The organism is Variovorax paradoxus, from assembly GCF_030815855.1.
In the GTDB taxonomy this organism is placed as follows: domain Bacteria; phylum Pseudomonadota; class Gammaproteobacteria; order Burkholderiales; family Burkholderiaceae_C; genus Variovorax; species Variovorax paradoxus_M.
The window spans coordinates 3,687,920-3,709,556 of record NZ_JAUSXG010000001.1; the positions used below are offsets into that span (position 1 = coordinate 3,687,920).

The 21,637-nt window shown below is 67.5% G+C and carries 25 protein-coding genes; 11 read left to right on the forward strand and 14 right to left on the reverse strand.

Going from position 1 to position 21,637, the window contains the following annotated elements:
* Positions 1 to 86: 86 nt before the first annotated feature.
* The 3 genes from trmD to rpsP form a co-directional block, all read right to left on the reverse strand.
* A complete protein-coding gene (gene trmD, locus QFZ42_RS17685) occupies positions 87 to 833 on the reverse strand; it encodes a tRNA (guanosine(37)-N1)-methyltransferase TrmD (RefSeq protein WP_307702205.1) in 747 nt (248 codons plus the stop codon).
* A gap of 16 nt (positions 834 to 849) precedes the next feature.
* Positions 850 to 1,404: a ribosome maturation factor RimM gene (gene rimM / locus QFZ42_RS17690; protein ID WP_307702206.1), complete on the reverse strand. Its 555-nt coding sequence runs from the start codon at positions 1,402 to 1,404 to the stop codon at positions 850 to 852.
* 102 nt (positions 1,405 to 1,506) lie between these two features.
* The gene (rpsP, locus tag QFZ42_RS17695) at positions 1,507 to 1,770 is read right to left on the reverse strand and encodes a 30S ribosomal protein S16 (protein ID WP_307702207.1); all 264 of its coding nucleotides are present in this window, start codon (positions 1,768 to 1,770) and stop codon (positions 1,507 to 1,509) included.
* A 183-nt stretch (positions 1,771 to 1,953) separates the two neighbouring features.
* Here rpsP and QFZ42_RS17700 point away from each other — a divergent pair, with 183 nt between their 5' ends.
* The 5 genes from QFZ42_RS17700 to QFZ42_RS17720 all read left to right on the forward strand — a co-directional run bounded on the left by QFZ42_RS17700 (position 1,954) and on the right by QFZ42_RS17720 (position 5,860).
* A complete protein-coding gene (locus QFZ42_RS17700) occupies positions 1,954 to 2,478 on the forward strand; it encodes a GNAT family N-acetyltransferase (protein ID WP_307702208.1) in 525 nt (174 codons plus the stop codon).
* A complete protein-coding gene (locus QFZ42_RS17705) occupies positions 2,475 to 2,921 on the forward strand; it encodes an NINE protein (protein WP_307702209.1) in 447 nt (148 codons plus the stop codon). The genes QFZ42_RS17700 and QFZ42_RS17705 overlap by 4 nt, the downstream gene beginning before the upstream one ends.
* A 177-nt stretch (positions 2,922 to 3,098) precedes the next feature.
* Positions 3,099 to 3,632, forward strand: a complete 534-nt coding sequence (locus QFZ42_RS17710; RefSeq protein ID WP_307702210.1) for a dTDP-4-dehydrorhamnose 3,5-epimerase family protein — start codon at positions 3,099 to 3,101, stop codon at positions 3,630 to 3,632.
* Positions 3,629 to 4,555 (forward strand): Gfo/Idh/MocA family protein, encoded by a 927-nt coding sequence (locus QFZ42_RS17715; protein ID WP_307702211.1) that lies wholly within the window; start codon positions 3,629 to 3,631, stop codon positions 4,553 to 4,555. Before QFZ42_RS17710 ends, QFZ42_RS17715 begins: the two co-directional genes overlap by 4 nt.
* The gene (locus QFZ42_RS17720) at positions 4,556 to 5,860 is read left to right on the forward strand and encodes a glycosyltransferase family 2 protein (RefSeq protein WP_307702212.1); all 1,305 of its coding nucleotides are present in this window, start codon (positions 4,556 to 4,558) and stop codon (positions 5,858 to 5,860) included.
* A gap of 57 nt (positions 5,861 to 5,917) precedes the next feature.
* Here QFZ42_RS17720 and QFZ42_RS17725 read toward each other — a convergent pair whose 3' ends face one another.
* The 5 genes from QFZ42_RS17725 to hda form a co-directional block, all read right to left on the reverse strand.
* The gene (locus QFZ42_RS17725) at positions 5,918 to 6,928 is read right to left on the reverse strand and encodes an inorganic phosphate transporter (RefSeq protein ID WP_307702213.1); all 1,011 of its coding nucleotides are present in this window, start codon (positions 6,926 to 6,928) and stop codon (positions 5,918 to 5,920) included.
* 14 nt (positions 6,929 to 6,942) lie between these two features.
* Positions 6,943 to 7,587, reverse strand: a complete 645-nt coding sequence (locus tag QFZ42_RS17730; RefSeq protein WP_021006205.1) for a DUF47 domain-containing protein — start codon at positions 7,585 to 7,587, stop codon at positions 6,943 to 6,945.
* 115 nt (positions 7,588 to 7,702) lie between these two features.
* Positions 7,703 to 8,356, reverse strand: coding sequence for a 2-amino-4-hydroxy-6-hydroxymethyldihydropteridine diphosphokinase (folK, locus tag QFZ42_RS17735; RefSeq protein WP_307702214.1), 654 nt, complete (start codon positions 8,354 to 8,356; stop codon positions 7,703 to 7,705).
* Positions 8,353 to 9,990, reverse strand: coding sequence for a polynucleotide adenylyltransferase PcnB (gene pcnB, locus QFZ42_RS17740; RefSeq protein ID WP_307702215.1), 1,638 nt, complete (start codon positions 9,988 to 9,990; stop codon positions 8,353 to 8,355). Before pcnB ends, folK begins: the two co-directional genes overlap by 4 nt.
* Before the next feature lie 19 nt (positions 9,991 to 10,009).
* Positions 10,010 to 10,696 carry a DnaA regulatory inactivator Hda gene (gene hda, locus QFZ42_RS17745; protein ID WP_307702216.1) on the reverse strand — a complete coding sequence of 229 codons (687 nt, stop codon included), beginning with the start codon at positions 10,694 to 10,696 and terminating at the stop codon, positions 10,010 to 10,012.
* A 132-nt stretch (positions 10,697 to 10,828) separates the two neighbouring features.
* Between hda and purM the strand changes: the two genes are divergently transcribed.
* The 5 genes from purM (at position 10,829) to QFZ42_RS17770 (ending at position 15,259) form a co-directional block, all read left to right on the forward strand.
* Positions 10,829 to 11,869, forward strand: a complete 1,041-nt coding sequence (purM, locus tag QFZ42_RS17750; RefSeq protein WP_307702217.1) for a phosphoribosylformylglycinamidine cyclo-ligase — start codon at positions 10,829 to 10,831, stop codon at positions 11,867 to 11,869.
* A 41-nt stretch (positions 11,870 to 11,910) separates the two neighbouring features.
* A complete protein-coding gene (locus QFZ42_RS17755) occupies positions 11,911 to 12,975 on the forward strand; it encodes an AI-2E family transporter (RefSeq protein ID WP_307702218.1) in 1,065 nt (354 codons plus the stop codon).
* Between the two features lie 102 nt (positions 12,976 to 13,077).
* Complete coding sequence (locus tag QFZ42_RS17760; RefSeq protein ID WP_307702219.1) at positions 13,078 to 13,662, forward strand: isochorismatase family protein; 585 nt, start codon at positions 13,078 to 13,080, stop codon at positions 13,660 to 13,662.
* Positions 13,659 to 14,294 carry a DJ-1/PfpI family protein gene (locus QFZ42_RS17765; RefSeq protein ID WP_307702220.1) on the forward strand — a complete coding sequence of 212 codons (636 nt, stop codon included), beginning with the start codon at positions 13,659 to 13,661 and terminating at the stop codon, positions 14,292 to 14,294. The genes QFZ42_RS17760 and QFZ42_RS17765 overlap by 4 nt, the downstream gene beginning before the upstream one ends.
* Complete coding sequence (locus tag QFZ42_RS17770) at positions 14,252 to 15,259, forward strand: GlxA family transcriptional regulator (RefSeq protein WP_307702221.1); 1,008 nt, start codon at positions 14,252 to 14,254, stop codon at positions 15,257 to 15,259. Before QFZ42_RS17765 ends, QFZ42_RS17770 begins: the two co-directional genes overlap by 43 nt.
* A gap of 33 nt (positions 15,260 to 15,292) precedes the next feature.
* On the opposite strand, the gene QFZ42_RS17775 is transcribed toward QFZ42_RS17770, so the two are convergent.
* Positions 15,293 to 16,591, reverse strand: a complete 1,299-nt coding sequence (locus tag QFZ42_RS17775; RefSeq protein WP_307702222.1) for an RNA polymerase sigma factor — start codon at positions 16,589 to 16,591, stop codon at positions 15,293 to 15,295.
* 44 nt (positions 16,592 to 16,635) lie between these two features.
* On the opposite strand from QFZ42_RS17775, the gene QFZ42_RS17780 reads away from it, so the two are divergent.
* Entirely contained in the window at positions 16,636 to 17,616 is a 981-nt protein-coding gene (locus QFZ42_RS17780) for a formylglycine-generating enzyme family protein (protein ID WP_307702223.1), read from the forward strand.
* Positions 17,617 to 17,622: 6 nt separating this feature from the next.
* Here the strand turns inward: QFZ42_RS17780 and QFZ42_RS17785 are convergent, their stop codons facing one another.
* The 5 genes from QFZ42_RS17785 to murJ form a co-directional block, all read right to left on the reverse strand.
* The gene (locus QFZ42_RS17785) at positions 17,623 to 18,039 is read right to left on the reverse strand and encodes a YciI family protein (RefSeq protein WP_307702224.1); all 417 of its coding nucleotides are present in this window, start codon (positions 18,037 to 18,039) and stop codon (positions 17,623 to 17,625) included.
* Positions 18,040 to 18,062: 23 nt separating this feature from the next.
* Positions 18,063 to 18,491 carry a YciI family protein gene (locus QFZ42_RS17790; RefSeq protein WP_307702225.1) on the reverse strand — a complete coding sequence of 143 codons (429 nt, stop codon included), beginning with the start codon at positions 18,489 to 18,491 and terminating at the stop codon, positions 18,063 to 18,065.
* Between the two features lie 134 nt (positions 18,492 to 18,625).
* A complete protein-coding gene (locus QFZ42_RS17795; RefSeq protein ID WP_307702226.1) occupies positions 18,626 to 19,054 on the reverse strand; it encodes a bleomycin resistance protein in 429 nt (142 codons plus the stop codon).
* Positions 19,054 to 19,905, reverse strand: coding sequence for a SirB1 family protein (locus QFZ42_RS17800; protein WP_307702227.1), 852 nt, complete (start codon positions 19,903 to 19,905; stop codon positions 19,054 to 19,056). Before QFZ42_RS17800 ends, QFZ42_RS17795 begins: the two co-directional genes overlap by 1 nt.
* A 131-nt stretch (positions 19,906 to 20,036) precedes the next feature.
* Entirely contained in the window at positions 20,037 to 21,590 is a 1,554-nt protein-coding gene (murJ, locus tag QFZ42_RS17805) for a murein biosynthesis integral membrane protein MurJ (RefSeq protein WP_307702228.1), read from the reverse strand.
* Positions 21,591 to 21,637 lie beyond the last annotated feature (47 nt).

Consider the following 21,637-nt stretch of genomic DNA (forward strand, 5'->3'; position numbering starts at 1 on the left):
AGGCGCCTTTGGTTTCATTGCCTTGCTCACCGTAAGTGAACAATGAAAGCCAGGCGCGGCCGGGCAGAGGATCGGGGAACCGCGGATTATAGCTTTTTTTTCAGCGCCGTCTCATCGGCCTGGTTCAGCCGCCCGGCAGCGCGCGCAGCGGCAATCAGGTCGGGCCGGCGGGCCGCGGTAATGGCCAGCCGCTGGTCGCGCCGCCAACGCTCGATCTGCACATGGTGTCCCGAGAGCAGCGGCGCCGGCACGCCCTGCCCGTTCCATTGCTCAGGCCGCGTGTAATGCGGGCAGTCGAGCAAGCCGTCGAGCGCGGGGTTGAAGCTGTCCTGCACGTGGCTGGCTTCGTCGCCCAGCACGCCGGGCTGCAGCCGGGCCACGGCATCGAGCAACGCCATGGCCGCAATCTCGCCGCCGGAGAGAATGAAGTCGCCGAGGCTGATCTGATGGGTCACGCGCGTGTCGATGAAGCGCTGGTCGATGCCTTCGTAGCGGCCGCAGACCAGCACCGCGCCTTCGCTGGCAGACCAGCGCTCGACCGCTTCATGCCGCAGCGCCTCGCCAATGGGTGAAAACAACACGACGGGCGCCGGCGAGCCGCGCGCGGCCAGCGCTGCATCGAGACAGGCCGAGAGCGGCTCGGCCATCATCACCATGCCCGGGCCGCCGCCGAACGGCCGGTCGTCCACGCGCTTGTAGTTTCCCTGTGCGAAATCGCGTGGATTCCAGAGCACGACCTCGACCTGCTTCGACTCGTAGGCGCGGCGCGTCACGCCGCTGGCCATGAAGGGCGCGAACAGTTCGGGAAAGAGCGTGAGGACGTCGAAGCGCATGCGCGCGGGCCCAGGATCAGAAGTCTGGTTGCCAGTCGACCGTGATGAGACGGCCGGCCAGATCGACCTTGTCGACGAAGACCGAGACGAAGGGAACCATGCGTTCGACGGTCTTGCCGTCTTCCTCGGCCGTGAGCACCAGCGTGGTCTGCGGACCCGTGGCGAGCAGCTCGCGCACCGTGCCGAGCGTCACGCCTTCACGATTGACCACCGAAAGGCCGATCAGGTCGACCCAGTAGTACTCGTCGTCGCCGGCGGTCGGGAAGCTCGAGCGCGGCACGAACACGCGCGCGCCGCGAAGCGCCTCGGCCGCATTGCGGTCAGGCACCTCTTCGGAGGAGGCGACGATGCAGTCGGAATGTTCTTTGGCTTCGCGGATTGCGAGCCGGAAAGCTGCGGTTGCCGAGGCTCCGGGAGCCTGCAGAAACCAACGCTTGGAAGAAAAAAGCGCCTCGGGCTGGGCGCTGTGGGGCAGGACCTTGAACCAGCCCTTGATGCCCCATGCATCGGCGATGCGTCCTACCTCGATCGCATCCGCCGGCAATTCGGCGGTTTCGAGTGCGGGCAACATTGCCGTGCGGGGCGGCTCAGCCGCCGACGGGCCGCCCCAAGGCGGCTGCGGCCCCCTCGAGGGGCAGCGAGAACACGTCAGTGCCGAGCGTGGGGGCCATGGTCAGGCTGCCGCCTGGGGGGCTGCGGCTGCAGCTTGCTTGATCAGGCGCAGAACGGTGGGCGAAGCTTGTGCGCCGACGCTCTTCCAGTACGCCAGGCGGTCCTGGGCGATACGGATGCTTTCTTCGTTTTCCTTGGCGGTCGGGTTGTAGAAACCCAGGCGCTCGATGAAACGGCCATCGCGGCGAACGCGCTTGTCCGACACGACGATGTTGAAGAACGGACGGCCTTTGGAGCCGCCGCGGGAAAGTCGAATGACGACCATGATTTATCCTTGGGTGGTGCAGCAAGCCCGTTTTCTAAACAAGAAGCCCGCTCACAGTGTTCTTTCAGCGTCGAGACACGCGACATGGCCACCCGGCCAGCGACACGCTGAAAAGCCTGCGATTATAGCCCGACCCGCGTTTTCTCCGAATTCCGGCCTCAGCGCCGCCCGCTTTCCATCTGCATGACCCTCACCATTCGCCCCAGCCGCGACGAAGACGTCGCGTCGATCACGGCCATATATGCCCACCACGTGCGCTACGGCACCGGCACTTTCGAAACCGAGCCGCCCTCTGTGGCCGACATGGTCGCGCGCCGCGCCGACGTGCTCGGCAAGAACCTGCCCTACCTCGTCGCCGAGGAAGATGGCGAAGTGTTGGGTTTTGCCTACTGCAACTGGTTCAAGCCGCGTCCGGCCTACCGCTTTTCGGCGGAAGACTCGATCTACATGTCGGAAGCCGCGCGCGGCAAGGGCCTGGGCGCGCGGTTGCTGGCCGCTCTCTCGCAGGCCGCCGAAGCGGCTGGCATCCGCAAGCTGATCGCCGTCATCGGCGATTCGGCCAATGCCGGTTCGATCGGCGTCCATCGCAGCCAGGGCTTCACGCAGGTGGGTGTGCTGAAGGACTGCGGCTGGAAGTTCGGCGAATGGCGCGACGTGGTCCTGATGGAAAAAGTGCTGGGCGAAGGCAGCACCACAAAACCCGAATGAAAAACAAGACCATTGCCGCCTGGCTCTCCTTCCTGGGCGGCCCGCTGGGCCTGCACCGCTTCTATCTGCGCGGCATGGGCGACTGGCTCGGCTGGCTGCTGCCCATTCCGACGGCGCTCGGCCTCTACGGCATCGAGCGCGCGCGCATGTACGGGCTGGACGACGGCTGGAGCTGGGTGCTGATTCCGCTGCTGGGCTTCACCATCGCGGGATGCGCGCTGATGGCCATCATCTACGGCCTCATGACGCCGGAAAAGTGGAACGCCCGCTTCAACGCCGGCGCGCTGCCGGACGCCGCGCCGGGCCGCACGAACTGGGCCACGATCGGGGCCGTGGTGCTGGCGCTTCTCTTCGGCACCACGGTGCTGATGGCCAGCATCGTGTTCAGCTTCCAGCGCTATTTCGAACACCAGGTCGAAGAAGGCCGGAAGATTTCGCAGTAGCGGTCGCGCCGGGCTGCGCGCACTTCGTACCGGCCATCGGGCAGCTGCGACGTCCCTTCTTCCTGAAAGGGTCCGCCCCCTCTCTTGCAAAAGAGGTTCAAAGCAGCTTGTGAAGATCCCTCGCCTTAGGGATGATCCGCCCGGGTGCTTGCACGCCTGAGCAACAAAATCTTCACAATGATCCAGATCAGCCGCCTGCCACTTCGCCCTCACGGAGACGAACGAGGCTCCGTCACGGAATTGTTTCGTCAATCGTGGAGCACCCCGGAGCAGCCGGCCCCTGTCCAGTGGAACCTTCTGCGCTCGGCCCGCAACGTCTTGCGCGGCGTGCATGTGCACCTGACCCACTTCGACAATCTCGTCGTCTTGGAGGGCACGATGCACCTGGGCCTGTGCGACCTGCGCGAAGCTTCGCCGGAGTTCGGGCGGAGCTCGTTGATTGCGCTGCGCGGCGAAGAGCCGACGATGGTGGTGATTCCGCCCGGGGTGGCGCACGGCTTCTACTTCGACGCACCCTGTCTCGCGGTCTATGGCATGTCCCACGACTGGGCTCCGGAGACCGATGAGTTGGGCTGCCTTTGGAACGACCCCGAGCTGAAAATTCCGTGGCCCGCGAGCTGCGCCTCGCCCCTGCTGTCGAGCCGCGACCGCGACGCCGGCAACCTGGCGACGTTGTTGCAGCACATGGCCACTGCGGGAGCGACCCAATGATTCGCATCGGACTCGCGGGCTGCGGCCGATGGGGCCGCCTGATCCTGCGCGACCTGCGCGCACTGAACTGCAAGGTGGCCGTCACGGTGCCCAGCCAAGAAGGCCAACGCGCGGCACTGGCTGCTGGCGCGGAACGCGCACTGGGCCATATCCGCGAATTGCCCGAGTGCGACGCCTATGTGGTGGCCGTGCCGACCGTCTCGCATGGCGAGGTGGTGCTCGAGCTGGCGGCGCGAGGCCGCCCGGTTTTTTGTGAAAAACCCCTGACGGCGGATGTTGCCAGTGCGCGGCGCATCGTGGAGGCCGCCGGCGGCCGAGTGTTCGTGATGGACAAGTGGCGCTACCACCCGGGCGTACACCTTCTGCGCGACATCGCGAGAAGCCAGGAACTGGGCCCCGTGCAGGGCATACACGCCACGCGGGTGCAATGGGGCTGTCCGCACGATGACGTGGATCCGGTCTGGATCCTGATGCCGCACGACCTGAGCATCGCCCTGGAAATTTTGGGCGAGCTGCCGACACCGAAGCTGGCCAAGGCGGAATCCGATGCACAAGGCCTCACCACGCTGAGTGCCTGGCTGGACGGCCCGGTCTGGATGCACTGCGAGATCGGGGTGCGCTCGCCCCGGCACCGCCGGGTGATCGAACTGCGCTGCCGCGACGGGGTGGCAGTGCTCGGCGACGCCTATGACGAGCACGTGGCCGTGTTGCGAACGGGCGAACGCATGGCCGGACAACCGGCGCCCGAATGGGAGCGGCGCCCCTTCGCGGCGACCATGCCGCTGCTGGACGAGTTGGCCAGCTTCGTGGCGCATGTCGCGGGCACCGGACCGGCGCCGAAAAGCAGCGCGCAGGAAGGCCTGCGCATCGTGGAAACCATCGCGCGGATCCGGGCGCTGGCCGGCCTCGGGGGAAATGACTGAATGCCCGATTTCACGGTGCTGATTCCCACCCACAACCACGAGGACACGCTGCGCTACTCGGTCGCGAGCGTGCAATGGCAAACCCGTCAGGATTTCGAACTGTTCATCGTCGGCGACGGCGTTGGCGACCGCACCCGCGAGGTGGTGGCCGAGCTGATCGCCCACGACGACCGGATCCGCTTCTTCGACAATCCCAAGGGACAGCGCAATGGCGAGCGGGCCCGCCATGAGGCACTGCAGCAGGCCAGCGGGCGGTTCGTGTGCTACCAGAGCGACGAAGATCTGTGGATGCCCGAACACCTGGAAACCATGGCCGGACTGCTCGAGCACCACGACCTGGCGCACACCATGCAGATCGAAGTGGCGCCGGACGGCTCGGTGCTCACAGCGGTGTTCGACGCCGCGGCCGACCCGCTTGCAATCCGCAAGATGGAACGCAGGGAGGCCGGGTTCGGGCTGTGCACCGGCGGCCACAGGCTGGACGCCTATCGCAAGCTGTCCGACGGCTGGATGCCGGCGCCATCGCACATGGCAAGCGATCTGCACTTCTGGCTTCAGTTTCTCTACCAGCCGTGGTGCCGGTACGTCTCGCACAAGTGGCCCGAGGTGCTGCATCTGTCGTCGGACACCCGGCGTGCACTCGATACCCGCGAGCGAGTCGACGAGATCGCGCGCTGCTGGAGCAACGTGCAGACGCCACAGCAACGGGCCGCCATCGTACGGCGAAGCATGACGCCCCTGCTGGAACAATTCGCCCGCTCGCGTCCAGCGAACGACCCGGCGCTGACCAACGCAATCAATGGCTTGAAGCAGCAGCTGAGCGATCCGCAGAAAGACCTTCCGCCAGCCCTGCATCCCTACGCCATGGGCGAAGTGATCCGTTTCGGCACGACCGCGGCAACGCTTCGGTACATCCATGTCGGTCTATTGGACCCCGAACCCTGGGGCTGCTGGACCGGCTCGACGCCGGCCCAGATCGTGCTGCCGCTGGCCGCGCCGATGGAGAGGCGGGTGGTGCTGCACCTGGAGGCGATTGCGCTGCTGCACCCGCCCGCGCGGGCCGTGAGCGCCTTCGAGATCAAGGTCAACGGGCAGACCGTGCTCCATGTTCACGAGGGCAGGTCGCACGCCGACTACGCGGTGGACATACCGGCCGCGCTGTGCGCCAATCTCCGGGTCATGGTGCTCGAATTCGTTCCACTGATGCCCGCCAGTCCGCAAGAGCTGGGACTGAACACCGATGCGAGAGCGCTGGGAATCGGGCTGATGAGCCTGTCGATCGATGACGGCTCAGGGCCAGCCTGACCGCCGAGCCGCAACTGAACGAAGCAGCAGACCCGATGGCGGGGCTTCTGATCGGTCTCAGAAAATCTGCAGGCTGACCCAGTAGGCGATGGCGGCCACGAAGGCCGACGCGGGAATCGTGAAGATCCAGGCCCAGACAATGGTGCCCGCCACGCCCCAGCGCACGGCGCTGGCGCGCTGTGCGGAGCCCACGCCGACGATCGCGCCGGTGATGGTGTGGGTGGTCGACACCGGAATGCCCAGCGCGGTCGCAAGGAACAGCGTCAGCGCGCCGCCGGTTTCGGCGCAGAAGCCGCCCACCGGCTTCAGCTTGGTGATCTTCTGCCCCATGGTCTTGACGATGCGCCAGCCACCGAACATGGTGCCGAGGGCAATCGCGGTATAGCAGCTCACGATGGTCCAGGTGGGCGGGCTTGCATCGGTGGCGGAGGCGTAGCCGGTGGCAATCAGCAGCATCCAGATGATGCCGATGGTCTTCTGCGCGTCGTTGCCGCCGTGGCCCAGGCTGTAGGCCCCGGCCGAAACCAGCTGCAGTCGCCTGAACCAGCGGTCGACCCGCGACGGGGTGGCGCGTCGGAAACCCCAGGCCACCAGCACCATCATCATCGAGCCCAGCACGAATCCGAGGAACGGCGAAACGAAGATGAAGGCCACGGTCTTCCAGATGCCCCCCGCCACCAGGCCCGTGGTACCGCTCTTCGCGATCACGGCCCCGACGATGCCGCCGATCAGCGCATGCGACGAGCTGCTCGGAATACCGTAGTACCAGGTCACCAGGTTCCAGCTGATAGCGCCGATGAGCGCGCCGAAAACCACGTGCACATCGACCACCCCGGGCTGGGCGATGCCCTTGCCGACCGTGGCCGCCACGCTCAGGTGAAAGATGAAGATCGCGATCAGGTTGAAGAAGGCGGCAAACAGCACGGCGTGCCCCGGCTTGAGCACGCCGGTCGACACCACGGTGGCGATCGAGTTCGCCGCATCGTGGAAGCCGTTCATGAAGTCGAACAGGATCGCCAGCGCGACCAGCACCATTACCACCCAGAGGGCGACCTGAACCGTTGCCATCGATCGCTACCCGTTCAGGAGTTCTCGAGGACGATGCCCTCGATCACATTGGCCACGTCCTCGCATTTGTCGGTGATCGTCTCGAGCAATTCGTAGATTGCCTTGAGCTTGATCACCTCGCGCACATCGGGCTCCTCGCGGAACAGCTTGCTCATGGCACTGCGCATCACACGGTCGGCGTCGGACTCGAGGCGGTCGATTTCCTCGCAGGTCTTGAGCGTGGCTTCGGCCACGGCCGGATCGGCGATCTTGCCGAGGAACTTGACGGCGTCCTTGAGGCGGTCGCAGCACTTCACGCTGAGCGCGGTAAGGCGCACGATCTCGTCGGTCATGTGGCGCACGTCGTACAGCGCCATGGTCTCGGCCGAATCCTGGATCAGGTCGGCCACGTCGTCCATCGTGTTGATGAGCTTGTGGATCTGCTCGCGGTCGATGGGCGTGATGAAGGTCTTGTGAATCAGCCGGTTGACGTCGTGCGTGACACGGTCGGCCGCGCGCTCGGCGTTGTCGACATCGCGGTTGTACTGCTCGCGCAGATGCACGTCGTTGTAGTTGGCCACGAGTTGCTCGAACGCCCGCGCCGCTTCGACGATGCGCTCGGCGTGCTGGTTGAACATCTCGAAAAAATTACCCTCGCGGGGCAGCAGCTTGCCGAACATGGCGCTCTCCTGGGTTCGCGGCTGCCACAAATGCGTGACAACGTCATGAAAAACCGCGCAAGTGTAATGGGCGAAGCAAAGCCGGCCGGGCCGGCAGGGTTCCGTCCCTGCCCGCTCAGTCCCGAATTCGCTCGATGACCTGCGACGAAACGCGAGACAGCGCCACGCGCGGCACCTTGTCCGGCGCTATCTCGGCCAGCGGCTTCAGCACGAAGGCGCGTTCGCGCATCCGCGGATGCGGCAGGGTCAGCGCCGGCGTGTCCTTGACCGAGTTGCCATGCATCAGCAGGTCGAGGTCGAGCGTGCGCGGCGCATTGGGAAACGACCTCTCGCGCCCTGCCTGGTCTTCGAGCAAGTGCAGCTCGGAAAGAAACGCCTCGGCGGTCAAGCCGGTGCGCACCGCCACCACGGCGTTGATGAAGTCGGGCCCGGTCGCATCGACCGGCGCACTGCGGTAGAGCGACGACCGCGCCGTGACCTGGGTCCGCTCGATGCCGTCGATCGCCTCCATCGCCGCTTTCACGGCCGCCTGGGCGTCACCCAGGTTGGCGCCGATGGCGACAAAAGCCTGCACGGTCGGATAGTCCTCACGGGGGCGGCGAGCAGCGGGGCTGGCGGGCACTGCCTTGCCCGAGGGCCGGCTGGGCGCGCGCCGCGCCGAGGTCGAGCCGCTCTTCGGCTTGGAGGCACTGCCGCGCGGCGCCGGCTGGCTCTTGCCACCACTCTTGCCGCTCTTGCCGTCCTTCGGCCGATGGTTGGGTGCGCTCATTCGCCTGCGGCGCTCCCGCCGCCCTCACCCGTGCCACCACCTCCACCACCGGTGCGAGGCTTCCGGCGACGCCGGCGCTTGCGCGGCGCCGCGGCATCGCCGTCGGCCGGAACGGCCTCGGATTCCGCGTCGACCTCGTCGTCCTGCTGCTGCGGCTCCTGCTGGCCGTCCTGGCGCTGCTGGCGTCCGGCGGGCTCGCCGCGGGGCTTCGGCGCCACCGGATCGCGCGTGCGCACGCGCTGCCGGGTCTTTTGTTCGTCGCGCACCTGCTCCAGCAGGTCCTGCCGGCGCAGGTCGTCGGCGGTGCTGAACTCTTGCCACCATTCGGCAATGGCCTCGCTGACCTCGCCCACGTCGGCGCGCAGCCGCATGAAGTCGAAGGCGGCACGGAACCGCGCCTGCTCGACCAGGCTGTAGGGCGTGGAGCCGGTGCGCTTGTCGAAGCGCGGCTGCATCATCCAGATCTCGCGCATGTCACCGGCGAGCTTGCCGCGGCCCGACACGTCGCCGATGCGGGCGTTGAACACATCGTCGATCGCGTCTTGCAGCGCCGGGAACGGCGGCTGCGGACGCTGGCCGTGCCGGCCTTCGATGCGCTGGGCCCAGCCGTCGCGCACATCGGCCCACAGCACGCAGGCCAGGAGGAAGCTGGGCGCCACGGGCTTGCCTTCGCCGACGCGGCGGTCGGTGTCCTGCAGGGCCGCCTTCACGAACGGCGAATCGGCGCGCTCGACCACCACGTCGAGCAGCGGATAGATGCCGGTGACCAGACCCAGCTTGCGCAGCTGCTCGACCGTGGCAATGGCATGGCCGGTTTGCAGCAGCTTGAGCATTTCGTCGAACAGGCGGCTCTGCGGCACATCGGCCAGCAGCTTGCTCGACTCGACCAGCGGTGCGGCGGTCTTGGCTTCCATCTTGAAGCCCAACGCCGCGAGCTTGGCCGAGAAGCGGATCGCGCGAATGATGCGCACCGGGTCTTCGCGGTAGCGCGTGGCCGGATCGCCGATCATGCGCAGCGTGAGCTTCTGCGCGTCCTTGATGCCGTTGTGATAGTCGACCACGATCTGGTTGGCCGGGTCGTAGTACATGGCATTCACGGTGAAGTCGCGGCGCGCCGCGTCTTCTTCCTGCGGACCCCAGACGTTGTCGCGCAGCACGCGGCCGCTGGCGTCCACGGCGTGCTTCATGCTCGCGAGCTCGCCCTTGCTGGTGCGCTCGTTGCCGGCGACCTGCTCGGCGGCGGCGCTGTCCATGGAGGCGCGGAAGGTCGAGACCTCGATCACCTCGTGCTCGCGGCCGCGGCCGTACACCACGTGCACGATGCGAAAGCGCCGGCCGATGATGAAGGCGCGCCGGAACAGCGACTTGACCTGTTCCGGCGTGGCGTTGGTGGCCACGTCGAAGTCCTTGGGACGCAGGCCCAGCAGCAGGTCGCGCACCGCGCCGCCCACCACATAAGCCTCGTAGCCCGCCTGCTGGAGCGTGGTGACGACGTTCTTCGCACGTTCGTCGACCAGGGCCGGATCGATCTTGTGAACCTCTGCAGGCACCTCCTGGCGCTTGCCGAAACGGCTCTTGCCCTGTGCGCCGCCGGCCGATTTGCCGAGCAGCTTGTCGATGAATTTCTTGATCATTGTTTAGTTGAAGCTCTTCTTATTCATTTTCGAGCATGGATCGGATCAGCGGGATCGTGATCGCGCGCTGTGTCTGCAGGGCGTAGCCATCGAGCTGCGTGAGCAACTCCATGAGGCTGCCCAGGTCGCGGCTGAAGCGGTGCAGCATGTAGTCGAGGACGTCGTCCGACAGCATCACCCCGCGCGTATCGGCCGCCTGCCGCAACACCGCGCGGCGTTCGGTTTCGCTGAGCACCTGCAGATGGAACACGTGCCCCCAGCCCAGCCGGGTGCGAAGGTCCTCGCGCAGCGGCAGGTCGGCCGGCGGCAAGGCGCCGGCGGCCACCACGCCGCGCTGCAGGGTCTGCGCGTTGACGAACCAGTTGAAGGCCGCGTGCTGCTGCACCGCGGTGTAAAGATGCACGTCGTCGAGCAGCACGGCGCCCCAGCGCTCATCGAACTCCGGCGGCTCCAAAAGGCCCGCGTGCAGCCAGCCCACGCTTGCGCCCTGCTCGCGCAGCGCGACACGCACCGATTCGAGCAGATGGGTCTTGCCGCTGCCGCTTTCGCCCCACAGATAGGTGGGCACGGGAGAGTGAGGCACCGCATTGCCGGCGCCGCCCACCCACAGTTGCAGGTGCCGCAGCGCCGCCTCGTTGGGGCCGGCAAAAAAAGCGTCGAAGCTGGGGCCCGTCGCAATGCCGATATCGAGCGCGAGCTGTTTCATCCCGGGAAGGTTCATGGAAGGGGCCGCTGGGGCCCTTAAAATCGTGAGGAATTCTATCGGCCCGGCCGCTTCGGTCGCCGGCGCCTCCACCTCTTCGCCTCCTTCCCGTCCCTTTCCCGACACCGTCCGACCATGACTTCCCCTACGCCCACCCCGCTCAGCTACAAGGATGCCGGTGTCGATATCGATGCCGGCGACGCATTGGTCGACCGCATCAAGCCCTTGGCCAAGAAGACCCTGCGCGAAGGCGTGCTGGCCGGCATCGGCGGCTTCGGCGCCCTGTTCGAGGTGCCCAAGCGCTACAAGGAGCCGGTGCTGGTGAGCGGCACCGACGGGGTGGGCACCAAGCTCAAGCTGGCTTTCGAATGGAACATGCACGACACGGTCGGCATCGACCTCGTGGCCATGAGCGTCAACGACGTGCTGGTGCAGGGCGCCGAGCCCCTGTTCTTTCTCGACTACTTCGCCTGCGGCAAGCTCGACGTGGACACGGCCGCGGCCGTGATCGGCGGCATCGCCCGCGGCTGCGAAATCTCCGGCTGCGCGCTTATAGGCGGCGAAACCGCCGAAATGCCCGGCATGTACCCGGCCGGCGAGTACGATCTGGCGGGTTTTGCGGTCGGCGCGGTCGAAAAATCGAAAATCCTCACGGGTCAGAACGTGAAGCCCGGCGACGTGGTGCTGGGCCTGGCCTCGGCCGGCGTGCATTCCAATGGTTTCAGCCTGGTGCGCAAGGTGATCGAACGCGCCGGCGCCGATCTGCCCGCCACGCTCGACGGCAAGCCGTTCCGCGAAGCCGTGATGGAGCCCACCCACCTCTACGTGAAGCCGGTGCTCGAGGCGCTGGCCAAGCACCCGATCAAGGCGCTGGCCCACATCACGGGCGGCGGCCTGCTCGAGAACATTCCCCGCGTGCTGCCCGAAGGCACCGCCGCCCACCTCAAGAAGGGCAGCTGGCCGCAGACCGAGCTCTTCGCCTGGCTGCAGAAGGTGGCCGGCATCGACGACATCGAGATGAACCGCACCTTCAACAACGGCATCGGCATGGTGGTGGTGATCGACGCGGCCGAAGCGGCCGCCTGCGCCGCCACGCTGCGCACGGCCGGCGAATCGGTGTATGAAATCGGCACCATCGCCGAGCGCGGCGCCGGCGCCGCCGTGGTGGTCGGCTGACCGTCCCCTCCGAGGCTCGCAAGCGCAGCACCCGGACACTGATGGCCAAACCGCTCGTCGCCACCATCGACACCAAGCCCCAACCCGCCTCGCGCAACGTGGTGCTGGCCAGCTATCTGCTGATGCCGGCCGCCCTGCTGCTGGTGATGTGGCAGCACCTGCTGCCAGGGCTGCTGTGCGTGTGCATCGGCTTTCTGGCCACGCGCTGGTTCGCACGCTTGATCGGGAACGGCCTCGCGCGGCTGAGGCTACCGCCCGGCCGTGCCGGCGTGCTGGCCCGGATCGTGTCGATCACGCTGGTCCTGCTGGCGCCCATCGCCCTCATTTCGTTGGGGTTGTCGCAAGCGCGCGAGTACATCCTCGACGCGCCCGACCAGTACCGAGAACTGCTCGACTACACGGCCCGCACCGTCCTCGAACTGCGGCTCAAGCTCCCGCCGGAAATCGCGGTCTACCTGCCCGAAGGCGCGGCCGAAGTGCAGCGCGTGGTAGCCAATTACCTCCGGGCGCAGGCCGGCTCGCTGGCGCTGGCCGGGCGGGCATGGCTGGGCGGCCTGCTGTTTGCCTATGTCGGGCTCATCGTGGGCGGGCTCGCCGCCATTGCGCCGCCGCCGTTGCGGCACCGGCCGCTGGCCGCGCAGCTGTACCGGCGCATCACGATCTTCGGCGAGGCCTTCGGTCAGATCGTTGCCGCGCAGTTCTGGATCGCGGCGTTCAACACGCTGCTGACCGCCATCTTCCTGCTGTTCCTGATGCCGCTCTGGGGCCCTCACCTGCCCTACACGCCGGCACTGATCACGCTGACCTTCGTGGCGGGCCTGGTGCCGATCGTGGGCAACCTGGTCTGCAACTCGGTCATCACGCTGGTGGCGCTCTCCGTGTCGCCGGTCACGGCGCTGGCATGCCTGATATTTCTCATCGTCATTCACAAGGCCGAGTACGTGATCAACGCCAAGGTGGTCGGCAGCCGCACGCAGATGCGGGTGTGGGAACTGCTGGCCGTCATGTTCGTGGCCGAGGCGGTGTTCGGGCCGGCCGGCCTGGTGGCGGCACCGCTCTTTTACGCGTACCTCAAGAAAGAGCTGCAGGCCGCCGAACTTGTGTGATGTCCTGATTTGATCGGTTCTGGTCCGCTTCGGCGCGGACCATCGGCTGGCGGCGCAGAAGAATAGGCGGCATCATTCACTCCGCCCTTCGCGCTCATACCCATGAAGTCCTGTCTGATAGTGATCGACGCTCAGGAATCGTTCCGCCAGCGCGGCTACTGGTCCGAAGATGTTGCGCAACCCTATTTCGCCGCCCAGAACGCACTGATCAACGGCTGCGTCGCGGCCGGCATTCCGATCGTGCGTGTCTTCCATGTCGACGAGCCCGCCGTCGCAAGCCACCCCTTCGCCGTCGAGTCCGGCCTGGTGCGACCGATCGAAGGCCTGGCGGCCTTCGAAGCCGCGGCCACCTTCACCAAGCACCGCCACAGCGCGCTGGTCAACAGCGGGCTGGACGTCTGGCTCACGCAGCAAGGCGTCGGCCGGCTGATCGTGAGCGGCATCCGCACCGAGCAATGCTGCGAAACCACCACGCGCCATGCCTCCGACCTGGGCTGGGAAGTCGACTACGTGACCGAGGGCACGCTGACCTTCGACATGGTGCAGCCCGACGGCCGCCCGCTTGCCGCGGCCGACATCAAGTCGCGCACGGCGGCGGTGCTGGACGGTCGCTTCGCCACGGTCTGCGGCGTTGCGCAGGCGGTCGAACGTGCCGACGCCCTTTCCACCGAAAAGGTGGCCGCATGACGTTGCGCGTGCGGATCCTCGCCTACGACGGCGTCGAGGCACTCGACTTCGCGGGCCCGTTCGAGGTGTTCACCACGGCGAGCCGCATCAGCCAACGCTTGAATCCTGGCGCGAAAGCCCCGTTCGAGGTGGCTTCGGTGGCGCTCGCAAGCGACGGCCAACCCGTGCGGGCCCGCGCCGGCCTGCGCCTGTTGGCGGATCACCACGTGACCGCGAATCCGGAAGCCGACGTGCTGATCGTGCCCGGCGGCGTGGTCGATTCGCCGATGGCGAGCCCCGCCACCCTGCGCTGGATCGCCGAATGCGCGGCCGGCGCACAGCTGGTCGCCTCGGTCTGCACCGGCGTCTTCCTGCTCGCGAAAAGCGGCGTGGTCACGCGCGAGGCCGTCACCACCCATTGGGAAGACATCGCGGACTTGCGCGAGCAATTCCCCTCGCTCGATGTGCGCCAGGACGTGCGCTGGGTCGACAGCGGCCGCATCGTCAGCTCGGCGGGCATCAGTGCCGGCATCGACATGAGCTTGCATCTCGTCGAACGCCTCGCAGGCCGCGCACTGGCCGAACGCACCGCGCGCCAGATGGACTACGCATGGACCCACGGCAGCAGCAGCAACCGCACCGCATCCGCGTAGTTTTCGTGCTGCTGCCCGGCAGCCTGGTGCTCGACTGGGCGGGGCCGGCCGAGGCGCTGCGTATTGCGAACCAGCGGTTGCGGGCCTCGGGCCAGCCCGAGCGCTTCGCGATCGAGTTCGCGAGCCCGCGGCCGACGTCCATCGCATCGGTCGGCGTCGCGCTCGCCGGGCTGGCGCCGCTACCCGCACAGTGGGACGGCCCGGGCTGGGTGGTGCTGGTCGGCCTGCCCGGCGACACCATCGCCATCGACAACCCCGAAACGCAGGACCTGCTGCACTGGCTGCGCGGCCAGCGTTTCGAGCGTGGCCGCGTGGAACTGGTCACCATCTGCGCAGGCGCGGTGCTCGCCGCGCATGCCGGGGCGCTCGCGGGCCGGCGCGCCACCACGCACCATCATCACCTCGACGAACTGCGCTCGGTGGAGCCGCGCTGCGACGTGGTGAGCAACCGCGTGTTCGTGATCGATCCGCCGCTCTACAGCAGCGCGGGCGTCACGACCGGCATCGACCTCGTGCTGCATCGCATCGCCGAGACCTGCGGCGAAGCGCTCGCGGCGCAGGTGGCGCAGACGATGGTGGTCGCGCTTCGCCGCGGCCCGCACGATCCGGAGCTCTCGCCCTTTCTGGCGCACCGCAACCATCTGCATGCGGCCCTGCATCGCGTGCAGGACGCCGTGAGCGAGCAACCGCAGGCCGACTGGAGCGTGCCGCGGATGGCGGACGTGGCCCACACCTCGGCACGGCATCTCACGCGGCTCTTCGTGGAGCATGCGGGCGTGGCGCCGCTGGCCTACCTTCGGCGGCTGCGGCTCGCGGCCGCGCAACTGGCGCTGGCCTCGGGCGCCAGCGTCACGCGGGCGGCGGAGCTGTCGGGCTTCGGCTCCGACACGCAGTTGCGCCGCGCCTGGCACCAGTTCGGATTGCCCGGCTCGCCGTCCGCCGCAAGCGCGCCGCTGAAAACCTGATGCACAGCGCCTCGGGCGCGGCGGAGCGCGGCCTCAGCCGTCTTCCGGCCCCGCCACGCATGCTTTTGCGCGCGCGATCAGCAGCGCCCGCTCGCGCGTATTGCGCGTGAGCGACGCGGCGCGGTCGAATTCCCTGCGCGCCTCGTCGCGGCGGCCGAGCTTGAAGAGCAGGTCGCCGCGCACTGTCGGCAACAGGTGATAGCCCTGCAACGCCGGCTCGCCGACCAGCGCATCCACCACCTCCAGCCCCGAGGCCGGCCCAAAGGCCATCGAGAGCGCGACCGCGCGGTTGAGTTCGACGATGGGCGACGGCGACAGCTCGGCCAGGGCGTCGTAGAGCGCGGCGATTCGCGGCCAATCGGTGTCTTCCGCCGTGCGCGCACGGCCGTGGCAGGCCGCGATGGCCGCCTGCAGCGCATAGGGACCGAAGGCGCCGCCCAGGGCCTCGGCGCGCGCAAGCGCCGCGAGCCCGCGGCGAATCAGCAGGTGGTCCCAGCGCGCGCGGTTCTGCGCCAGCAACAGCACCGGCTCGCCCGACGCGCCCACGCGGGCTGCGGCGCGCGAGGCCTGGATTTCCATCAGTGCCACGAGGCCGTGCACTTCCGAGGCATCGGGCACGAGCTCGGCCACGATGCGGCCGAGGCGCAAGGCTTCGTCGCAGAGCGCGGGGCGCATCCAGTCGTCACCAGCGGTGGCCGAGTAGCCCTCGTTGAAGATCAGGTAGAGCACCTCGAGCACCGAAGCGAGCCGCGCCTCGAGTTCGTGCCGGCGCGGCACTTCGAAGGGCACGCGCGCTTCGAGCAGCGTGCGCTTGGCGCGCACGATGCGCTGCGCCACGGTGGCTTCGGGCACCAGGAAGGCGCGCGCGATTTCGTCGGTCGTGAGGCCGCCCATGAGGCGCAGCGTGAGCGCCACGCGCGCCTCGGTCGAAAGCACCGGATGGCAGGCGGTGAACACCAGCCGCAGCAGGTCGTCGCCGATGTCGTCGTCGAGCGCGGCATCGACCGCCTCGGCGAGATCGGCCTCTGCCATTTCGTGCCGGGCGTCGAATTCGCGGCCGACTTCGCCGGCCTTGTGCCCGGCCAGCTGCAGGTGGCGCAGCCGGTCGAGCGCGCGGCGCTTGGCCACGGCGGTGAGCCAGGCCGCGGGGTTGTCGGGCACGCCGGCTTCGGGCCACTGCTCGAGCGCTGAAACCAGCGCGTCCTGGGCCAGTTCCTCGGCCAGGCCCACGTCGCGCACCATGCGTGCGACGGTGGCGATGATCTTTGCCGACTCCATGCGCCAGACCGCGTCGATGGCGCGGTGGATGGCGGCCTCGCCCTTGCCGTTCATGCGTTTGCGCCCGCTACGCCGCTTCGACCGGCTAGCATCCGCCCATGAAACCGTTCCTCCCGGCCCTGCTGATCCTGACCCTGGTCCTCGGCTGCGCACAGGCCGCCGAGGTTGAGCGCAACAGCCTCGGCATGGCCTTCGTCAGGCTGCCGGCCGGCGAGTTCCTGATGGGCAGCGACGAGGCACCCGAGTCGCTGGCCCGCGCCTACCCGCAGTTGCCGGCGACACGCTTCGCAAAACTCGACGACGAGAAGCCGGTTCATCGGGTGCGAATCACGCGGTCTTTCTGGATGGGCCGGCACGAGGTGACGGTCGGTCAATTCAAGCGCTTTGTCGAAGCCTCGGGTTACGTGCCCGAGTCGCTGGCCGATGGGACCGGAGGCTATGGCTGGCGCTCCGATTACGACCCGGCCACCACGAAGCGCGGTGACGCCTTCGAGGGCCGCGACCCGCGCTATTCGTGGCGCAACCCCGGTTTCGCTCAGGGCGACGAGCATCCGGTCGTCAACGTGACCTGGCACGACGCCCAGGCCTTGGCCGCCTGGCTCAGCAAGACCGAGGGCCGCCGCTACCGGCTGCCGACCGAGGCCGAATGGGAATACGCCTGCCGCGCGGGCAGCCGCAGCCGCTACAGCTCGGGCGACGAACCGCAGTCGCTGCTGCGTGCGGCCAATGTGTTCGACGCGAGCAGCGCCGGGTACTGGCCGCGCTGGCAGCCGATGGCGCTGGATGGCGACGATGGCTACGCGTTCACCGCGCCGGTCGGCAGCTTTGCGCCCAACGCCTGGGGCCTTTACGACATGCACGGCAATGCGTGGGAGTGGGTGGCCGACTGGCATGGCGAGGAATACTACGCGCGCTCGCCGCTGGACGACCCGCAGGGCCCCGCTGAAGGCGAGGTGCGGGTGCGCCGCGGCGGCTCCTGGCACACCTGGGCCTTCTATGCCCGGTCCGCCTACCGCAACTGGAACGCGCCGGACACACGCTACACGCTGGTGGGCATCCGGCTGGTCCGGGAAGACTAGGGCAACCTACCTCTTGACGGTCTGCATCGAAGGAAAGCTCTCGGCCAACGCCTGCAGGTCGGGCGGGAAATCTCCGAGCTCCTGCACCTGCCGGACCTCGATGACCTCGTTCTCGCCGCCGGGGCAGCGCGTGGCCCACTCGATGGCTTCGGCGCGCGAAGCAACCTCGATCACCCAGTAGCCGCCGAGCACTTCCTTGGCCTCGGCGAAGGGGCCGTCGACCACCTTCGGCTTGCGGCCCGGAAAGCTCACGCGCGCGCCCATCGAGGGCGGATGCAGGCCGTCGCAGCTGATCAGCACGCCGGCTTTCTGCAGGGCTTCGTTGTAAGCCATCATCGCCCGCATCGCCTCGGCGTCTTCGGGCATGGTGCCCGGCGCGGCCGTTTCGTAGCCGTGGGGGATCATCAGCATCATGAATCGCATGGTGGGTCTCCTTTGCGGGCGGTTCAGCTGCCGGCCTTGGCGCGGGCCTGGGACTCGGCGCGCAGGCGGTCTTCCTGCGCCAGCAGCTCGGGCGTCATCGAATCGCCGAAGTCGGCGGCTTCGAACACCTGGCGGATCTCGATCTCGCCCTCCTGGAACGGGCTGCGCTTGATCCACTCGATGGCTTCTTCCTTCGACTTGACCTGAAGCAGCCAGAAGCCCGCGAGCAGTTCCTTCGTTTCGGCGAACGGACCGTCGATGACGGTGCGCTTCAGCCCTTCGCAGCGGACGCGCGCGCCCCTGGAAGACGGATGCAGCCCTTCGCCCGCCAGCAGCACGCCGGCCTTGACCAGCTCCTCGTTGAACTTGCCCATGGCGGTGAGCACCTCGGTGCTGGGCATCACGCCGGCTTCGGAATCCTTGTTGGCCTTGACCAGAACCATGAATCGCATGTCGTTTCTCCTGAAGGTTGATGAATGAACTCTGGAGCCGCTGGAAACCGCGCGCTCCTGTTCACACGTCGGACGAGAGGAAGCCGGATCGACACGCTTGCGTCAACCCATATGTAATTTTGTGTTTCAAGAACTCAGGACAGATAGCCGCAGAAGCGCAGGGTATGTCCGTCGGGTTCGCGGATCGCGAATTCGCGCAAGCCCCACGGCTGCGACGTGGGCGGTTCGATGACCGTGACGCCGCGGCTCAGGTAGGTGGCGTGGAGGCCGTCGATGTCCTTGCCTACGTGGATCACGATTTCGCCGCGCCAGGGCGGCGCACCGCGCGTGCTGCACTGCCACAGGCGCAGGTAGACCGGGTCGCCATAGGTGCGGTCGCCCTTCTTCACCCGCGCATAGCTGGGCGGCTCGCCGGCGATGAAATCGAGCTCGAAACCCAGGATGTCCCGAAACCAGCGCGCGGCGCGCGTGACGTCGGACACGGGCAGCACCGGCTGCACACCGTGAAATTCGTGCAGCGTGCCGAGATCGGATGCGCCGGCGATGCCGTTCCTGGCGCTCATCAGTTGGCCGCTCGGCGCAATGCGGCCACGCGCTCGGCAATCACGTCGACGTCGAGCGCGTCTTCGGCATGTTCCAGGTAGGTTTCCAGGTCGCGCACCGCGGCCGCCGTGTTGCCCTGCTCGGCGTGTGCAATGCCGCGGTCACGGTACTCGCCCCAGGCGGTGGGCAGCAGCGCAACGAGGCGGTCTTGCACCGCGATGGCCCGCTGCCAGTCTTCCTGCGCGCGGTGCACTTCCTTCAGGTTGCGCAGCATGCGGCCGATGATTTCGCGCGAGCTGGCGGGCTGCAGGTAAAGACCCAGCGGCACGTCGAAATCGCCGACCAGCCCGTTGCTGCGCTTGTAGGGCTCGAGCCGCTCGCCGAGTTCTTCGCGCGACAGCGACTTGCCGGTGAAGGGGTCGATCACCACCTGGCCCTTGGGCAAGGTGACCTTGAGCATGAAATGACCCGGAAAGCCGATGCCGCGCGCCTGCAGCCCGAGGCCCTGCGCCAACTCCATCCACAGCACCGCCAGCGAGATCGGAATGCCGCGGCGCGTGCGCAGGACGGCATTCAGGTAGCTGTTGTCGGGGTCGTAGTAGTCGTTGACGTTGCCGCCGAAGTTCAGGTCGTTGAAGAAGAACTGGTTGAGCGCGCGCAGCCGGGCGAGCGGCGCGGCGTCGGCGGGCAGGCGGCGCTTGAGCCGAGCCAGCAACTGATCGACGTCGCCGAGCACCTGCTGCACGTCGAGGTCGGGGTATTCGTCCTGTGCCAGGCTGGCGGCAGCCTCGAGCAGCGGAAAGTGGTCGTCGCTCTGCACCAGCGATTCGAAATACGCCAGGGCCGTGGGAACCTGAAAGCTGAACGTCATGTGTCTTTGTAGAGGAGCATTCGGAGACCGTCAAGGCGGTGTTTTCAGCTTGCGCAATTCGAAAACAAACCTGTTGCGGATGCCGCGACCCGGGCCTTTGTCCGCTCCATGATCGAGCGTCTGTCGACGCTTTATCGGCGCACGAAACTGCGCAGCCGCACGCCCACGGCGGCCAGCACGGCGAAATACAGCAGCCCCGCGCCGGCGATCAGCGCAGCCAGCAAGCCGATGCGGTGCAAGCGCTGGGCGCGCAGGCCGATCCAGTCGAAATAGTACGAGCCCCAGGCCAGCAAGGCGGCCAGCACCAGCGTGCCCGCCGCCACCTGCAGAATGAACTTGCCCCAGCCCGGCTCGGGCTTGTAGCTGCCGCGGCGAATCAGGCCCACCAGGAGCCAGATGGCATTCACCACCGCGCCGATGCCAATGGTCAGCGTGAGCGCCGCATGCTGCAGCACCGGCACCAGAAAGACGTTGAGCACCTGGATCAGCACGAGCACCGACACCGCGATGATCACCGGCGTGCGCATGTCGTGCTTGGCGTAATAACCCGGCGCAAGCACCTTGATGGCCACGATGCCGACCAGCCCAACGCCGTAGCCCATGAGCGCCAGCGTGGTGCGCTTCACGTCCTCGTCGCCATAGGCGCCGTTGTGGAACAGCACCGCGACCAGCGGCTGGGAAAACAGCAGCAGCGCAATGGCACAAGGCGCCGAGAGCAGCACCACGAGCCGCAGGCCCCAGTCGAGCAGGGCCGAATAGCGCTCGTCGTCCTTGGCGGCGCGCGCGCCGGCCAGCTGCGGCATCAGCACCACGCCGAGCGCAACGCCGAGCATGGCGGTCGGAAATTCCATCAGGCGGTCGGCATTGACCACCCAGGTCACGCTGCCCGTGGCGAGGTGGGACGCGATCTGCGTATTGATGAGCAACGAGATCTGCGCCACGCTCACGCCGAGCAGCGCCGGCAGCATGAGCTTCAGCACCTTGCGGGTGGTCGGATCGGCCCATGCGGCACGCAGCGCTCCGAAGCTCGCGCCGATGCGCGGCATGAGGCCCAGCGCACGCAGGGCAGGCACTTGCAGGGCCAGCTGCAGCACGCCGCCGACCAGTACGCCCGCGCACTGCGCATAGATCGGCTCGATGCCGTAGCGCCGGAACAGCGGGGCGCCGGCCACGATGGCAAGAATCAGCGAAAGATTGAGCAGCACCGGCGAGGCGGCCGGTACCGCGAACTTGCGCCAGGTATTGAGCACGCCGCCCGCCAGCGCCACGAGCGACATGAAGCCGATGTAGGGAAACATCCACCGCGTCATGACCACGGCCGCGTCGAAGCCCGCCAATCCGCTGGCCATGGCCCACACCATCCAGGGTGCTCCCACCACGCCGGCCACGCAGACGAGCACCAGCGCCCAGGTGAGCAGCGTGGCCACGTGGTCGATCAGCGCCTTGGCGCCCTCTGCTCCCGCTTCGGTCTTGTGCGCGGCCAGCACCGGCACAAAGGCCTGGCTGAAGGCACCTTCGCCGAAAACCCGCCGGAACAGGTTGGGAATGCGGAACGCGACGTTGAAGGCATCGGTCAGCGCGCTGACGCCGAACACCGAGGCGAAAAGCACGTCGCGCACGAGGCCCGTGATCCGCGATGCGAGGGTCAAGAGGGAGACGGTGGAGGCGGATTTGAGCAGGGACACGGGGCGAGTGTAGGGCCCGGCAAGCCCCCGATTCGGCGAAAACCGCA

What these genes read in the sequence shown, in the direction of transcription:
- trmD (WP_307702205.1), bottom strand. Translation starts at nt 833, where the DNA reads ATGCGCTTCGACGTCCTCACGCTCTTTCCCGAACTGTTCGCGCCCTTC.
- rimM (WP_307702206.1), bottom strand. Translation starts at nt 1,404, where the DNA reads ATGTTGCCCGCACTCGAAACCGCCGAATTGCCGGCGGATGCGATCGAG.
- rpsP (WP_307702207.1), bottom strand. Translation starts at nt 1,770, where the DNA reads ATGGTCGTCATTCGACTTTCCCGCGGCGGCTCCAAAGGCCGTCCGTTC.
- QFZ42_RS17700 (WP_307702208.1), top strand. Translation starts at nt 1,954, where the DNA reads ATGACCCTCACCATTCGCCCCAGCCGCGACGAAGACGTCGCGTCGATC.
- QFZ42_RS17705 (WP_307702209.1), top strand. Translation starts at nt 2,475, where the DNA reads ATGAAAAACAAGACCATTGCCGCCTGGCTCTCCTTCCTGGGCGGCCCG.
- QFZ42_RS17710 (WP_307702210.1), top strand. Translation starts at nt 3,099, where the DNA reads ATGATCCAGATCAGCCGCCTGCCACTTCGCCCTCACGGAGACGAACGA.
- QFZ42_RS17715 (WP_307702211.1), top strand. Translation starts at nt 3,629, where the DNA reads ATGATTCGCATCGGACTCGCGGGCTGCGGCCGATGGGGCCGCCTGATC.
- QFZ42_RS17720 (WP_307702212.1), top strand. Translation starts at nt 4,556, where the DNA reads ATGCCCGATTTCACGGTGCTGATTCCCACCCACAACCACGAGGACACG.
- QFZ42_RS17725 (WP_307702213.1), bottom strand. Translation starts at nt 6,928, where the DNA reads ATGGCAACGGTTCAGGTCGCCCTCTGGGTGGTAATGGTGCTGGTCGCG.
- QFZ42_RS17730 (WP_021006205.1), bottom strand. Translation starts at nt 7,587, where the DNA reads ATGTTCGGCAAGCTGCTGCCCCGCGAGGGTAATTTTTTCGAGATGTTC.
- folK (WP_307702214.1), bottom strand. Translation starts at nt 8,356, where the DNA reads ATGAGCGCACCCAACCATCGGCCGAAGGACGGCAAGAGCGGCAAGAGT.
- pcnB (WP_307702215.1), bottom strand. Translation starts at nt 9,990, where the DNA reads ATGATCAAGAAATTCATCGACAAGCTGCTCGGCAAATCGGCCGGCGGC.
- hda (WP_307702216.1), bottom strand. Translation starts at nt 10,696, where the DNA reads ATGAAACAGCTCGCGCTCGATATCGGCATTGCGACGGGCCCCAGCTTC.
- purM (WP_307702217.1), top strand. Translation starts at nt 10,829, where the DNA reads ATGACTTCCCCTACGCCCACCCCGCTCAGCTACAAGGATGCCGGTGTC.
- QFZ42_RS17755 (WP_307702218.1), top strand. Translation starts at nt 11,911, where the DNA reads ATGGCCAAACCGCTCGTCGCCACCATCGACACCAAGCCCCAACCCGCC.
- QFZ42_RS17760 (WP_307702219.1), top strand. Translation starts at nt 13,078, where the DNA reads ATGAAGTCCTGTCTGATAGTGATCGACGCTCAGGAATCGTTCCGCCAG.
- QFZ42_RS17765 (WP_307702220.1), top strand. Translation starts at nt 13,659, where the DNA reads ATGACGTTGCGCGTGCGGATCCTCGCCTACGACGGCGTCGAGGCACTC.
- QFZ42_RS17770 (WP_307702221.1), top strand. Translation starts at nt 14,252, where the DNA reads ATGGACCCACGGCAGCAGCAGCAACCGCACCGCATCCGCGTAGTTTTC.
- QFZ42_RS17775 (WP_307702222.1), bottom strand. Translation starts at nt 16,591, where the DNA reads ATGAACGGCAAGGGCGAGGCCGCCATCCACCGCGCCATCGACGCGGTC.
- QFZ42_RS17780 (WP_307702223.1), top strand. Translation starts at nt 16,636, where the DNA reads ATGAAACCGTTCCTCCCGGCCCTGCTGATCCTGACCCTGGTCCTCGGC.
- QFZ42_RS17785 (WP_307702224.1), bottom strand. Translation starts at nt 18,039, where the DNA reads ATGCGATTCATGATGCTGATGATCCCCCACGGCTACGAAACGGCCGCG.
- QFZ42_RS17790 (WP_307702225.1), bottom strand. Translation starts at nt 18,491, where the DNA reads ATGCGATTCATGGTTCTGGTCAAGGCCAACAAGGATTCCGAAGCCGGC.
- QFZ42_RS17795 (WP_307702226.1), bottom strand. Translation starts at nt 19,054, where the DNA reads ATGAGCGCCAGGAACGGCATCGCCGGCGCATCCGATCTCGGCACGCTG.
- QFZ42_RS17800 (WP_307702227.1), bottom strand. Translation starts at nt 19,905, where the DNA reads ATGACGTTCAGCTTTCAGGTTCCCACGGCCCTGGCGTATTTCGAATCG.